Annotated in this window: 13 protein-coding genes; 5 read left to right on the top strand and 8 right to left on the bottom strand. The window is 61.3% G+C overall.

The annotated features are described in order from the left end of the window. Nucleotides 1-15 precede the first annotated feature (15 nt). Complete coding sequence (locus FHT76_RS31470; protein WP_183757364.1) at nucleotides 16-1,089, top strand: Gfo/Idh/MocA family protein; 1,074 nt, start codon at nucleotides 16-18, stop codon at nucleotides 1,087-1,089. Further along, nucleotides 1,086-1,913 carry a shikimate dehydrogenase gene (locus tag FHT76_RS31475; RefSeq protein ID WP_183757365.1) on the top strand — a complete coding sequence of 276 codons (828 nt, stop codon included), beginning with the start codon at nucleotides 1,086-1,088 and terminating at the stop codon, nucleotides 1,911-1,913. Before FHT76_RS31470 ends, FHT76_RS31475 begins: the two co-directional genes overlap by 4 nt. Nucleotides 1,914-2,043: 130 nt before the next feature. Here FHT76_RS31475 and FHT76_RS31480 read toward each other — a convergent pair whose 3' ends face one another. Continuing rightward, the gene (locus tag FHT76_RS31480) at nucleotides 2,044-4,077 is read right to left on the bottom strand and encodes a BTAD domain-containing putative transcriptional regulator (protein ID WP_183757366.1); all 2,034 of its coding nucleotides are present in this window, start codon (nucleotides 4,075-4,077) and stop codon (nucleotides 2,044-2,046) included. Nucleotides 4,078-4,188: 111 nt separating this feature from the next. Here FHT76_RS31480 and FHT76_RS31485 point away from each other — a divergent pair, with 111 nt between their 5' ends. From FHT76_RS31485 to FHT76_RS31495, 3 genes are all read left to right on the top strand, one after another. Beyond that, a complete protein-coding gene (locus FHT76_RS31485; protein ID WP_183757367.1) occupies nucleotides 4,189-5,031 on the top strand; it encodes a class I SAM-dependent methyltransferase in 843 nt (280 codons plus the stop codon). Between the two features lie 199 nt (nucleotides 5,032-5,230). Next, entirely contained in the window at nucleotides 5,231-5,458 is a 228-nt protein-coding gene (locus FHT76_RS31490) for a hypothetical protein (RefSeq protein ID WP_183757368.1), read from the top strand. 338 nt (nucleotides 5,459-5,796) lie between these two features. Next, nucleotides 5,797-6,828, top strand: a complete 1,032-nt coding sequence (locus FHT76_RS31495; protein WP_183757369.1) for an aldo/keto reductase — start codon at nucleotides 5,797-5,799, stop codon at nucleotides 6,826-6,828. A 41-nt stretch (nucleotides 6,829-6,869) separates the two neighbouring features. Here the strand turns inward: FHT76_RS31495 and FHT76_RS31500 are convergent, their stop codons facing one another. The 7 genes from FHT76_RS31500 to FHT76_RS31530 all read right to left on the bottom strand — a co-directional run bounded on the left by FHT76_RS31500 (nucleotide 6,870) and on the right by FHT76_RS31530 (nucleotide 14,318). Continuing rightward, a complete protein-coding gene (locus FHT76_RS31500; RefSeq protein WP_183757370.1) occupies nucleotides 6,870-7,940 on the bottom strand; it encodes an ABC transporter ATP-binding protein in 1,071 nt (356 codons plus the stop codon). Then, nucleotides 7,937-8,764, bottom strand: a complete 828-nt coding sequence (locus tag FHT76_RS31505; RefSeq protein ID WP_183757371.1) for a carbohydrate ABC transporter permease — start codon at nucleotides 8,762-8,764, stop codon at nucleotides 7,937-7,939. The genes FHT76_RS31500 and FHT76_RS31505 overlap by 4 nt, the downstream gene beginning before the upstream one ends. Then, the gene (locus tag FHT76_RS31510) at nucleotides 8,761-9,663 is read right to left on the bottom strand and encodes a carbohydrate ABC transporter permease (RefSeq protein WP_183757372.1); all 903 of its coding nucleotides are present in this window, start codon (nucleotides 9,661-9,663) and stop codon (nucleotides 8,761-8,763) included. The genes FHT76_RS31505 and FHT76_RS31510 overlap by 4 nt, the downstream gene beginning before the upstream one ends. A 110-nt stretch (nucleotides 9,664-9,773) precedes the next feature. Then, the gene (locus FHT76_RS31515; protein WP_183757373.1) at nucleotides 9,774-11,006 is read right to left on the bottom strand and encodes a sugar ABC transporter substrate-binding protein; all 1,233 of its coding nucleotides are present in this window, start codon (nucleotides 11,004-11,006) and stop codon (nucleotides 9,774-9,776) included. A 65-nt stretch (nucleotides 11,007-11,071) separates the two neighbouring features. Beyond that, entirely contained in the window at nucleotides 11,072-11,974 is a 903-nt protein-coding gene (locus tag FHT76_RS31520; RefSeq protein ID WP_183757374.1) for a sugar phosphate isomerase/epimerase, read from the bottom strand. An 11-nt stretch (nucleotides 11,975-11,985) separates the two neighbouring features. Beyond that, the gene (locus FHT76_RS31525) at nucleotides 11,986-13,065 is read right to left on the bottom strand and encodes a Gfo/Idh/MocA family protein (protein WP_210281014.1); all 1,080 of its coding nucleotides are present in this window, start codon (nucleotides 13,063-13,065) and stop codon (nucleotides 11,986-11,988) included. Nucleotides 13,066-13,280: 215 nt separating this feature from the next. Then, on the bottom strand, nucleotides 13,281-14,318 hold the full coding sequence (locus FHT76_RS31530) for a LacI family DNA-binding transcriptional regulator (RefSeq protein ID WP_183757405.1): 1,038 nt from the start codon (nucleotides 14,316-14,318) through the stop codon (nucleotides 13,281-13,283). Nucleotides 14,319-14,366 lie beyond the last annotated feature (48 nt).

The raw sequence follows: 14,366 nt of genomic DNA on the forward strand, positions 1-14,366 counted from the left end.
ATCTGGGGACGTTGAATGACTAGCCAAACTACCCCGTTGAAGATCGCGGTCATGGGCGCGGGCCTGATAGGCAAGCGCCATATCGAAAGGATATCGGCTGAGCCGCGGGCGATGCTTGGCGCGATCATTGATCCGTCCACCTCGGCAAGAGATTTCGCTTCTCGCAAGGGCGCTACCTGGTTTTCGACCCTCGCGGAAGCCAAAGCGAATGTGCCACTTGACGGCATCATCATTGCAACGCCCAACGAGCTCCATACAGAGAATGCGCTTGAAGCCATTCACGCGGGGCTGCCGACGCTCGTCGAAAAGCCGATCGCGCACGATGCCGCTGCGGCGGAGACCATCGCGGCAGCGGCCGAAGCTGCAGGTGTACCAATCCTGATCGGTCATCACCGTCGGCACAATCCGATGATCAAGGCGGTCAAACAGATCCTTGACAGCGGCCGGTTGGGGACGGTCCTGACGGCACACGGGAGCTTCTGGGTTGCCAAGCCGGACGACTATTTTGATGTAGATTGGCGGCGCGAGGCGGGCGGCGGTCCAATCCTCATCAACCTGGTCCACGATGTTGACCTCTTCCGTTACTTCTTTGGGGGGGTCGACAGCGTCCATGCGATGCAGTCGAATTCCACGAGACAACTGGCTGTCGAGGATACCGCTGTCATCCTGGTCCGGTTCGAGAGCGGTGTTCTTGCGACGTTTAATGCGTCCGATGCCATCGCCTCGCCATGGAGTTGGGAACTGACAGCCGGCGAAAACCCCGCCTATCCCCGGCAGGATCAGTCCTGCTACCAGATTGGTGGCACCACCGGGTCGCTTTCCATCCCCCAGCTCACGCTTTGGACGAGTGTCGGAGCGCCGAACTGGCTGGAACAGCTGGTCCAGGAGCACGTCGCATTTGATGCCGCCGATCCGCTCGCCGTCCAGCTCAACCATTTCTGCGATGTCATATCAGGCAAGCAAAGCCCGCTTGTCAGTGCGCGGGAGGGGCTTGCGACCCTTCGGGTAATTGAGGCTATCAAATCGTCTGCGCGTTCGGGTCAGACTGTCCTGCTCAACAACGCCGTGACCAAGGGGACGCTATCATGATCAGCGGCACCACACGGCTCATCGCACATCTCGGCTACCCGACGGAGTCCTTTAAGGCGCCGCTGATCTACAATCCCTACTTTGAAACCAGTGGGATCGATGCCATCGTTGTCCCAATGGGCTGCAAACCCGAGGACTACCCGTCCTTCCTCAAGGTCCTGTTCCGGCTCTCCAACATCCACGGGGCGCTCGTGACCATGCCGCACAAGGTCACGACGATGAGCCTCCTCGACACAATATCCACGAACGCCAAGGTAGCGGGCTCATGCAATGCGATCCGCCTCGGCTCTAGTGGCGAACTGATCGGCGACATGTTTGACGGCGACGGCTTTGTCCGGGGGCTGCTGCGCAAGGGGCGAAAAGTAGCAGGAACCGATGTGCTGATCGCCGGGGCTGGCGGCGTTGGTTCTGCGATCGCCGCTTCGCTGGCTGCGGCGGGTGTTCGACGCATCGCTCTTCATGACGGTAACATGATCGCTCTGAGCGGGCTGCATGAACGACTGAACACCTATTATCCGGACACCCAGGTCACGGCCGGCTCTGCGGACCCAAGCGGTTTTGACATCGTCGTCAACGCAACGCCGCTCGGCATGCGCCAGGATGATCCGCTGCCCGTCGACGTATCACGTCTCTCCCCTGACACCTTCGTCGGCGAAGTTGTCATGAAAACGGAGATCACCCCGTTTCTCGCCGCAGCTCGCGCCAGGGGATGCGCCTTTCAGGTCGGCACCGATATGCTCTTCGAACAGATCCCGGCGTATCTCGAATTCTTCGGCTTCCCGACAACAACAGCCGAGGAACTGCGAAAGATCGCAAGCCTCTGACGCGGCGCGCTCGCCAACCGCAGCTTCACCCTTTCTTGAGTGCTGAACAGGGCGCTTCGCTACGGTCCCGGCGCCTTTGGCCCCACAGGGGATCGCCCAGGCGGTCGATGCATTCGCGCGCCCCGGCCTTTCAATCCAGGCCGACCCGCTTTGCACCCTGCCGAAACAAGACCTGGTCGTCGCGAGGAAAATGGAAGGCCGACATGAAGTCACCAAGGCGGTAGGCCGGATATCGATCGTGAAGCATTGCCAGATACGCTTTTGCTTCAACCAGGCGTCCGGCAATGGAAAGGCAAAGCGTCGCGATCGCCAGAATATGGGCATGGGCGTTCGGACGGGCTGCGGCCTTGACACCCCAATCTGCGGCGTCCTCGATGTTGCCGAGACGCACGAGGGCCAGGGCTCGGCTCGCGAGCATTCCGAAAAGCAGCGGGTCGAAAGGACTGAGCGCGCGGGAGTGATCGGCTGCAACAACCGCTGCACGCGGATCACCGGACTGGGATTGAACGAAGGCGAGAGAGTAGTGGGCGATGGCGAAGCTTGGGCTCAGTTCGACTGCCTGTTGCAGCTCACCGACCGACTGATCGTGCAGCGCCCGTAACCACAGCGCTCGACCCATGGCAAGGTGGGCCGTCGGGTCCCGCTCGTCTGCCATCATGCTCTGGCTCGCCGCCCGATAGGCAAGCTCGGCCTCGGCGTCGCGATCTGCCCAATGCTGAAAGGCACTCTGGAAATGGGTAAAGGACAGCCCGGCATGGGCGCGGGCAAATGTCGGGTCCAGTCCTATTGCTCTTTCGAAAAAAAGCTGCGCTTGCTCGTTGTCGCTTTTGGTGAAGCGATACATGTGCCAGAGCCCCAGGTGGTGAGCCTCCCACGCATCAAGAGAGTTCGGCGCCTTCAGGAGGGCACGATTGCTCTCGATCGCCTCGACTTCGCGCTCGATCGAGACGACGATTCTGCTGCCGATTTCGTCAAGGAGGAGGAAGGTATCGGCAACCCGGCGCTCGAAGACATCAGTCCAGGCGATGCGAGACGACCTTGCTTCGGTCAACTCGACGCGAACGATGATACGGTCAGCGATGCGCTGGAACGATCCGTCGACGACATAGTCGACGCCCAGCAGCTGCGCCGTCTCGCCGACTGTGTGGTGGCGCTCCCTCAGTGCGAACATCGTGCCTTGGGCGATGACGTGAAAGGAGCGAAGCTTCGCAAGCCGGGTGATGATGTCGTATGCCAAAGCATCGCAAGGACCGCCAGGGGCGGCCACGGCCGAGATCTCATTGAACGGCATGATCGCAATCGACGGCCGCCGCGGCTCTTTGGGCAAGGTTTCTGTGTCGCGGGGAGACGATGAGGGCACGGCATTAGCACTGGCCTGTCGCGGCCGGAAGCTGTCGTCGGTCTGTGTTCTCACCGTCAGCCAGGCGTCATGCAGGGGTCGCTCGTTGATACCTTCGGCACGAAAAAGTTTCGTGGTCGCGTCAAGATGCTCCTCGCCCTCTCGAAAACGGCCCGCCCTGGCGAGGGACATCAAGAGCAGTTCGTGCGGGCGAATATCGAAGGGCGAAAGCTGGATCCAGCGATCGAGGTAGGCCTGGGCCTCCTCCGACGGCAAACGCTGCACCATATGCTCAAGAAGGGCGGCATGAATGTCGCGCAGTCGACGGCGCTGCGACACCAGCCATGTTTCGAACGCCGGGCTCCGTTCGAGGCTCGACCCATCGTGAAAGTCGCCGGCAAACAGCGCCGCCAGGGATCGCAACTGGTCTTCAGAATGCGTCTTGAAGCCGTGCTGATAGGCCGTTTCCACCTCGATAGCATCGACAGAGCAGTCCGACAGGTCCAGGCCAACAGCGCCGCCGTCGGTGATAACGCGTTGTTCCCCGATGAGCGACCGGATCTTGCTCAGGCACCATCGCAACTCGCCACGCGGATCGTCAGGAATGTCCCACAGCAGATCGCAAAGCTGTGACCTGCCGCGGGGTCGGGGCGAGAGCGCAAGATAGGCAAGAAGCGATCGCACCTTGCGGGATCCGGGGAGTTTCAGGTCGACGCCGTCGCGCCGGATTGCCATCGGCCCAAGCAGTCGGATCTCAAGCGAGCGCCCGTGCTGTTTGGCCTCTCCGCCACCCGATTCCACGCTCGTTCCCACGCCAGCTGCCACGCCGACCCCCACTATCCCTGTCTAAACCAGAGACTGCGGCACGACACGTGCCCAACCACGGTTGCTATAGACGCACCATGAGGCCGACCAATCTGACCGAAGGAGAAAACAATGTCCACATCTGCGGCCGTCGCGCGTGATACTCAGCCAGCCGTTGATTTCGGCGCGCTCAAAGCCCGGCAGCAAAGCGCCTGGTCTTCGGGCGACTACGCAATCGTTGGGACAACCTTGCAAATCGTCGGCGAAAGCCTCTGTGAAGCGCTCGATCTGCGCGCGGGTGCAACGGTGCTCGATGTTGCGGCCGGAAACGGCAACGGCGCGCTTGCCGCCGCCCGACGCTGGTGCGAGGTCACCGCGACCGATTACGTTCCAGCTCTGCTCGAACGCGGCCAGGAGCGCGCCAAGGCCGACCGGCTGCCGATCGCCTTCCAGGTGGCGGATGCGGAACATCTGCCGTTTGCCGACCAGTCTTTCGACAACGTGCTTTCGATTTTCGGCGTGATGTTCACGCCCGACCAGGAGCGCGCCGCGTCCGAGCTTCTTCGGGTCTGCAAGCGCGGTGGTTCGGTCGGTCTTGCGAACTGGACCCCTGACGGTTTCATCGGGCAGATGTTCAAGACGATCGGTAAGCATGTGCCGCCTCCGGCAGGTTCCCGCTCACCGGCGCTTTGGGGTTCACGGGCGCGGCTTGAGGAACTGTTCCCGGGTGCGGTCGCGTCTATCGCGGCGACGCCGCGGCAGTTCGTGTTCCGCTACAAGTCACCGGACCACTGGCTTGAGGTCTTCCGGACCTATTATGGTCCCGTGCTGAAAACATTCGCCGCCCTTGATTCGGTTGCGCGGGATATGCTGACCAACGACCTGCTGGCGCTCATGGAGCGGTTCAATCGCGCCGATGACGGCACCGTGGTCGTGCCAAGCGATTATCTGGAGGTCATCGTCACGAGGCTCTGAACACAGGCTTCCGACACCGGCCGAGCATGGGCTTCTAGCCCCGATGTTCGGCCGTCAGGTCGAGCGGATGTTCTTGAGCCAGGCGCTGCCGCCCGCTTGGAATTGGAACAATGCTCCGATCTTGGAAGCGGATGCCCGATAAAGGCTTGCCCCTGATTGGAGGAGACTTATACGCGAGAAAATCGCGCCAGGGGGTAACATGACACCGTCTGAATTTAGAGCGGCCGTGGAGGTCGCAAGACTGTCGGCAAGCGACATTCACGAACTGCTCGGGGTCGACGAACAAACCCGCCGGCGGTTGGCCGCCGGCGAGCAACCCGTGCCACGTTGCGTCGCCTTGTGCCTGTGGCTGATGGCAGCCTATGGCGTTTCGATCCTCGAGGCGCGCGTTCTTGCGGACGATCCGAGTGTCGCGACGCCGGCTTAGTCGAATCATCCCACCGCTCATGACGATCGCAGCACCCCGTCCGAGGTCGACGCACGAGGCCACCGGACGGGGCAGCGCTGCGACATGTCCCCTTTTTCCCAGACACCTATCAATGAGCCCGCGACAGATCCGCCCATCATTGCTCATGAGCGGTCTATTCCCATTGCAACCTGCGGCCGGCCTTCGATGTCACGAAGTTGTCGCTTGTATCGTCTCGGTTGACGTGAGACGTCGTAGACACACTTTCTCCGGCAAGGCCGACGTCAAAACCGATGGCGTCGTACGGATGATTTCAGCCGCTCAGGCAAAACGTTCCATTTGAAGAAGAGGAGATCTCCATGGACTATCGCAGGCTTGGCAACAGCGGTGCGGTCGTGACCGCCTATTGCCTCGGCACCATGACGTTCGGTGCGGAGGCGGACGAAGCGGCATCGCACAGGCTGCTCGACGATTACTTCGCCTGGGGCGGTAACTTCGTCGACACGGCCGACGTCTACAGCGCCGGCGCGTCGGAGGAAATCATCGGCCGCTGGCTGAAGCAGCGACCGACGGAAGCCAGGCAGGCTGTCATCGCTACAAAGGGTCGGTTTCCGATGGGACCGGGCCCGAATGACATCGGGCTGTCTCGCCGCCACCTCAACCAGGCTCTCGATGCCTCGCTCGCGCGCCTTGGCCTTGAGCATATCGACCTCTACCAGATGCATGCATGGGATGGGCTGACGCCGATCGAGGAGACATTGCGCTTCCTCGACGATGCCGTTTCAGCAGGCAAGATCGGCTATTACGGATTTTCCAATTATGTCGGCTGGCAGATCGCCAAGGCGGCGGAGATTGCCAAGGCGCGCAGCTACAGCCTGCCGGTGACGCTGCAACCCCAGTACAATCTGCTGGTGCGCGACATCGAGCTCGAGATCGTCGCGGCCTGCCAGGACGCAGGCATGGGCCTGTTGCCCTGGTCACCGCTTGGGGGCGGCTGGCTGACGGGCAAGTATCGCCGCGACGTGACGCCGACCGGCGCCACCCGCCTTGGCGAAAACCCCGCAAGGGGGATGGAATCCTACACGAAGCGGAATGCGCAGGAGCGGACCTGGGCCATCATCGATACCGTAGCTGACATTGCAAAGACCCGTGGCGTCAGCATGGCGCAGGTCGCATTGTCCTGGACGGCTGCGCGACCCGCGGTGACCTCGGTCATTCTGGGAGCGCGAACAAACGAACAGCTCGCGGACAACCTTGCCGCGGCAAAGCTCGTCCTGTCGGAGGGCGAGATGGCAAGGCTGAACGAAATCAGCCAGCCTCTGGTCGCCGACTACCCGTACGGAGCCGGCGGCACGAACCAACGGCATCGCAAGATCGAAGGCGGCCGCTAGGATTGATGAGCGGCCGGATCATCGTCCGGCCGCTTGACAAATCAGAGGCGTGCCCCGCTCGTCTCGTCGAAGAGATGCAGGTTCGCGGGATCGACGGTCGCGCCGATCGCCTCTCCCGCCCGGGCGGTGCCACGTCCCGTCTCCACGATCGTCAGTTCAGGGGTCGTCGATGCCGTGATAAAGGTGGAAGAACCTGTCGACTCGACCACCGCCACCGGGACGTCAAAGGTCCCCTGCCCTGGGGCGGTCACGCCGATATGCTCAGGGCGGATGCCGGCCGTGACCTTGCGCCCAGGCTGCACCTGGTGATCGATCGCGATCCGGTGCTTGACGTTGCCGAGATCGATCGTCAGGCTGTTGCCATCGTCGCTGGCCACGGCCGGAATGAAGTTCATGGCGGGCGATCCGATGAAGCCTGCGACGAACTTGTTGGCGGGCTTGTCGTAGAGATCGAGTGGCTTGCCCTGCTGCTCGATCACGCCTTCGCGCATCACGACGACGTGGTCGGCCATGGTCATGGCTTCGATCTGGTCATGGGTCACGTAGACGGAGGTCGCGTGCAGCCGGTCATGCAGCGCGCGGATTTCCTTGCGCATGTGGACGCGAAGGGCGGCATCGAGGTTTGACAGCGGCTCGTCGAACAGGAAGGCCTTCGGGTGGCGGATGATCGCGCGGCTCATCGCGACACGCTGGCGCTGGCCGCCTGACAATTCGCGCGGATAGCGCTTCAGGAGATGCGACAGGCCGGTGGTCGCAGCAACCTCGGCTGCCGCCTTCCTGGCTTCAGCCTTCGCGACGCCGCGGATGCGCAGGCTGTAGGTGAGGTTCTCTTCCACGGTCATGTGCGGGTAGAGCGCGTAGGACTGGAACACCATGGCGACGTCACGCTTGCGTGGCGGCACGTTGTTCATGCGTTCGCCGGCGATTTTGAGCTCGCCTTCCGAGATGCTTTCCAGTCCTGCGAGAGACCGCAGAAGTGTTGACTTTCCACAGCCCGACGGACCGACAAGCGCGACGAAGGTGCCCTTGGCAATCGACAGGTTGATGTTCTTCAGGGCATGGAATGCGCCATAATGCTTGTTGACGCCGCTGAGCTCGATCTGATTGGTCATTTGAGGGCTCCAGAGGTGAGGCCGGATACGATGCGGCGCTGCAAGAGGACGAAAATGGCGAGGATCGGTGTCACATACATCGTGGCGTAGGCCATGATGTTGTTCCACTCGTTGGTGTTCGGTCCCATGAAGGAGTTGAGGCCAACGCTTGCCGGCTGAAGCTCGGCTGCCTGGATCATCGACTTCGAATAGACGAACTCGCCGAAGGCCTGCATGAAGATCAGGATGGCGCTGACCAGGATGCCATTGCGGGCGAGCGGCAGCACGATGCTGAAGAAAGCGCCGATGCGGCTGTTTCCATCGACTAGGGCGGCCTCCTCGAGCTCCATCGGCACGGCCATGAACGTGGCCCTGACCAGGACGACGAAGAAGGGCATGCTCTTTGCGGCAATCGCGATGATAACGGCAAGGCGTGGATAATCCAGCATGCCGAGCTGCGAGAAGCCGACGAAGATCGGCGTTACCATCAGCGACGCGGGCAGAACCTGCAGCATCAGGATCAGGAAGAGCCCGATGTCGACCCAGACATTGCGGTAGCGTGCCAGCACGTAGGCGCAGCCGACGCCGAGCACGGTGATCAGCGTGACAGCGCCGACGGCGATGACCAGCGAGTTCCAGAGGTAGCGGCCCATGCCGCGGCTTTCCCAGACATAGCCGAAGGTGCCCCATTGCGGATCGCCTGGCCAGAAGCTCGGCGGCGTGGCGAACATCTCGGACCCGCCCTTGAGTGCGGTGATGTACATCCAGTAGAGCGGGAACAGATAGATCGCGGCCATGACGATGGCGATCACGAGCATCAGGCGGTTGCGTGTCGTCTCGCTCATCCGCGCACCTCATGACGTGTCGAGCGGACGTAGACGACCGAAGCGAACATGACGAAGACAATCATGATGACGGAAATGGTCGCACCCTTGGCGAAATCATACTGGCGGAAGGACAAATCCCAGGCCCAGTACTGCGTGACGTTGGAGGAGTTGTTCGGGCCACCCGAGGTAATCGCGGCAAAGAGGTCGAACTGCTGCAATGTGAAGATCAGGCCAAGCGCGATGATGGCGCCGATCGTCGAGCGCATCATCGGCAGCGTGATCGTCCAGAAGCGCTGCCAGGCATTGGCGCCATCGAGCTCGGCTGCCTCGTAGAGATCGCCGGGAATACCCGAAAGGCCGACCGACAGCAGGATCATGTTGAAGGCAGTTCCGAGCCAGACATTGGCGATGATGACGGCATAGAGCGAGAAGTGCGGATCGGAGCGCCAGAAGATGTTGCTGCCGATGATGCCGCTCTCCTTCAGGATGAAGTTGAGGACACCGAAGTCGCCCGAGAGGATCCAGTTCCAGATCGCGCCGACAACGAGGCCAGGCATGACCCAGGAGACAAGAAACAGGCCTCTGAGCCAGGAGGCGCCGGGGAACCTGACCCAGAAGAACAGGGCAAGGCCAAAGCCGATGAGGAACTGCCCGGCGATCGAGCCGACCACGAATATCACCGTGTTGCCGAGGATCGGCCAGGTTTCCGGCTGGGCAAAGAGGTCCGTGTAGTTCTTGAAGCCGACGAATGGGCGCGAGAAGGTTCCGAGGCTGAACATGTCGACCTCCTGGAAGCTCATCACCACGTTGTAGATGAGTGGCAGTCCCGCCATCAGGAACAGGAACGCCAGCGGAAAGGCGACGAGCATGATGTCGAAGCCACGGCCGTCCCTGACGCTTGAAAGAATCCGTTTCATCGATCCTCCAATACTCCGAACGGGGCTGCCTTGCGCTTTCGCTTTAAGACAGCCCCTGCCGGGAGGAAATGGTGGGATGGCCCGAAGGCCATCCGGTTGTCCGGAAAGGGTTAGCCGAGCACAGCCTTGATCTTGTCGGCGGCCTGGTCGAGTGCGTCCTTCGGCGACATCTGACCGGTCAGGGCAGCCTGGATGGCGTCCTGAATTGCCTTGGAGATCTTCGGCCATTGCGGGTGCGGACCGCGCGGCTTGGCGTATTTCAGCTGTTCGATGAAGACCTTCAGCGCGTGATCCTTGAGCTTTTCGCCGGTCTCGGGGATGGTGATGTCGGAACGGGCCGGGAGCTGGCCGTAGTTCTTGAACATCTTGTCATCCTGGGAGGCGAAGAACTCGAGTGCCTTGAAGGCCTCGGCTGGATGCTTCGTGCTGGCAAAGATTGCCCAGTTGAAGTCGCCCATCGCCGAGGAGCGCTCCGCGCCCTCCTTCGGAACCGGAAGCAGGGCAACGCCCCAGTCGAACTTTGCTTCCTTCGTCATGCGATCAAGCTCCCAGGGGCCGGAGATCGCCATGGCGGCATTTCCCGAATTGAAGGTGCCGGTCGAGTCCCACTGGCCGCGCGTCAACGTGTCAGGAGAGGCGAGCTTCTCGTCCATGATCGTTTTCCAGGTCTCCAGCGCCTTGACCGCGCCCTCGGCATTGATGTTCTCGTAGCTGCCGCCGCCCATCTGCGCCCAGGGAAGGAACTGGAAGGTGCCCTCCTCGTTCGCCTTGGCGGAGAAGGCGAGACCATAGACGTTCTTGGCGGGATCGGTGAGCTTGCGCGCATCCTCGACAAGCTCGTCCCAGGTCTGCGGCGGCTTGTTCGGGTCGAGGCCCTTCGCCTTGAACATGTCCTTGTTGTAATAGAGCGCGATCGTGTTCGTTGCCTTCGGAACGCCAAAATACTTGCCGTCCCATTCGACGGACTTCAGCGGACCCGGAAAATAATTGTCCGGCTTGATGACCGAGGACGACTTCACCATGTCGGTGATGTCGAGGAAGGCGCCACGCGAGGCAAACATCGCATGTTCCGGATTGTCGACGGCAATGATGTCGGGAGCCTGGCCGGTGGCATAGGCGCGCATCGCTTCGGTGACGACGTCATCGAACTGGATGAGGCGATACTCGATCTTGATGCCGTTGTTCTGGGCGTTGAATTCCTTGACGAGATTGGGAGCCGGCTGGATGTCCTTGTCCAGCGACCACAGCGTCAGCGTGACGTCTTCGGCCTTCGCGGAGAGGCCGAAGAGAGAGACGCCTGCCAGCGCCAAGGCGCCAATCATTGCAAACTTGTGGATACCCATAGTTCTCCTCCTTTGTGGTTATCCCTTGAGAAGCCGGCGAATCCTCCTCGCCGGCCACGACTTGATCAAACCGGATCGACGACGAAAGCGCCGCCCCGGGCATGCTTGAGGTGGTTGAGCGCGTGAACCTGGCCGGTCATTTCGAGTTGATCGCGATAGACCGGGTCATGCCAGCCTTCGATATCGATCGAACCGGACCAGCCTGCAAGGCGCAGTTCGGAAATGATGTCCGTCCAGTTGCTGTCGCCAAAGCCCGGCGTGCGCATGAAGACGAACTTCTCCTTGCCGAAGATGCCATGCTCCTTGATGACGTCCCAGCGGATCGTCGCATCCTTGCCATGCACGTGGAAGATCTTCTTGGCCCATTTGCGGATCTGCGGCAGCGGCTCGATCAGGTAGACCATCTGGTGGCAGGGTTCCCATTCGATGCCGATATGGTCGTCCGGGGTTTCGTTGAAGATCAGTTCCCAGGCGTCGGGATTGTGCGCGATGTTCCAGTCGCCGGTCGCCCAGTTGCCGTCCATGGCGCAGTTTTCGAAGGCGATCTTGATGCCCTTGTCGGCGGCCCGCTTGGCAAGATCGCTCCAGATTTCCTTGTAGCGCGGCAGGCTGTCGGTCAGCGGCTTGTTGCGGACACGGCCGGTAAAGCCGGCAACGCAGGTCGCCCCGAAATGGTGGGCATTGTCGATGCAGTCTTTCCATCCCTGCAGCGTCTCGAGATCGATCTCGGTGGTTTCAAGCGGATTGCCGAACATGCCGAGCGTCGAGATGGTGATGTCGCGGTCGCCGATGGCGTCGACGCAGCGCTTTCCGAGCTCGGCAAGGTCCTGCCGGTTCGTCGTCTGCCAGAAGAAGGGCTCGAAGCTTTCGAAGCCCAAATTGGCGATCTGGCCGATGCGCTTGTCGGCGCCGCCGTTGGAGGCGCTGACCATGGTGCCGATACGAATGGACTTGGCGGGGTTGCTCACAATATCTTTCCTTATGCTGAAATTTCGATGCGCTTGCCGGTTCTGGCGCTCTCGATTGCGGCAAAGACCATGGCCAGGCTCCTGATGTTGTCGGAGCTCGCGGTTTCCGGCCGCTTGCCCGATCTGATCGCCTCGACGAAGTCGCAGATGACGCTGGCATGACCGTGCGTCTCTTCCTCGTGCTCGGGGTCGGGAACGTTTACGGGCGCAGACCCGTGTAGCAGGCCGGGCTCCGTGCCGGCGACGGTGGCGCGGAACTTATCGGCGCCATCCCAGGTGAGCATGCCGCGCGAGCCAACGAGGCGCCATTCGCTTTCCCAGCTCGTGCGCTCGCCTTCGGCGCACCAAGAGCCGCGATAGGTAAAGATGACATCATCGGAAAATTCGAAGGTCGCATTGGCGCTTGCACCATGCCTGTACCATGACCCCTTCGGATTCTTCTCGACGCAATAGACAGCGAGCGGCTTCTTGTCGGCGACAAAGCGGGCCGCGTCGAAGGTATGGATCGCCATGTCGAGCAGAAGGACGTTGTCCATCTCCTCGCGGAACCCCCCGAAATGCGGGCCGAGAAAGAAGTCGCAATGAATGGCGGTCAGGTCGCCGATCGCTCCGCTCTTGACGAAGCGGTGCATGCGGCGCACGCCCGATATGAAGCGGCGGTTCTGGATGATGGCGTGGATCCTGCCGGTTTCGGCGGCAAGATCGATCAGTGCCGCCCCTTCTGCAAGCGAGGTCGCCATGGGCTTCTCGCTTAGCACGTGGCATCCGGCCTTCAGCGCGGTCGAGACAACGGTGAAGCGAGCCGCAGGCACGACGACATCGAACACGATGTCTGCGCTCGACTGTGCAATGACTTCGGACAAGTCCGTGCCGATGACGGCGCCCTCAAGACCGAATTCGGATGCCAGCGCTTCGGCTGCTGCCGGGTTGACGTCGACGAGGCCGCTGACCTCGATGGCGGCCGCCAGCGTCGGCGTTTCCTTGATGGCGCGCAGCCAGCCTTTGGACATGGCTCCGCACCCGCATAGAACGGCTTTCAAAATCACGATTTCCTCCGATGGGTGGTTTCCGGCTTTCCTCCCGAAACGCATCCCGTAAACGTTTACGATACTAAGCGGAAACGTTTCCTGGTGTCAATACCGGGTCATGCCCTCGCAAATGCGGCCGAAAACGTGTGGAATGGCGGGGCTTTAGGCAGTCTGCGCCGCAGGCAGCAGGAAAAAAGTTCGGCCTGATGACGAGCCTTTCTGCCTCGCGTCATCCGACGAATCCGTCGCCAGCGAAGCGTCCCCGCACGCGGCGCGACTTAAGCCTTCAGCGAAAAAGCATCGCTCTCGCCTGGCGCGAGCTCGAGCGGCCAGATCGTGTTGCGGGCACCCTTCGGATAATGTTCGGCATAGGCAGGCATGGTGGCAAGCAGGGTTTCGGCGAGTTCGACGCCGAGGTCACGCAGCGACATGCGAAAGCAGGTGAGCGACGGCTGCAGGAATTTTCCGCGCGGTTCCTCGCGAAAGCCGATCACGGCAAGATCGCGTCCGGGTACGATGCCTGCCTCGTTGAGGCGGCGATAGAGACCGATCGCCATGAGCTCATAGATCAGGATGATGGCGGTCGGCTTGCTGTCGAGCCGCAGAATTTCGTGGCCCGCCTGATAGCCCCCCTGCTCGCTCGATTTGACCCGGATGACCAGCGAGGGATCAAAGGCAATGCCGTGTCGTTCAAGCGACTTGCGATAGGCATCGACAAAAATATAACCGAGATTGATGTCGTTCGACGGCGCGGCTATGGCGATGCGGCGATGACCCTTGGACACCAGCCGGTCGACGGCGCAGGCAGCAACGCCTTCAAAATCGAGGTCGATCCATGTGTGGTTGCCGCCGGACGCGCTGCGTCCGAGCGCCACGAAGGGGATCTTCGTCTTGATCAGGAGATCGATGCGTTTGTCGACGCGCTGGGTGGCGGAGATGATCATCGCATCGACGATCCGCCGCGCAACCATCCGTTTCAGATATTCGTGCGGGTCCTCGTCATTCGGGCAGGGCAGCATCAGCAGGTCGAGCTTGTGGCGGGAGAGCACGCTTTGCAGCCCGCCGGTAACGCCGAGGAAGAAGTTGTCGCTGTTTTCGACCGTCTCCTTGCTGGATTCGATCATCAGGCCAATGACATTGGTCGTCCCCTGGCGAAGGCTTCTGCCGGACTGGTTGGCGACATAGCCGATTTCCTCGGCGGCCGCCAGCACGCGCTTGCGCGTCTCCTCGTTGACGTCAGGCCGACCATTCAGCGCACGCGAAACTGTTCCGATCGAAATATCGAGATGCTTAGCGAGCTGGCGAATTCCCTTCATCTGCGGCAATCTCTCTCCCCGATCAACCCGTTCCTATCTGCCACACTA

It is taken from the genome of Rhizobium sp. BK176 (genome assembly GCF_024808055.1).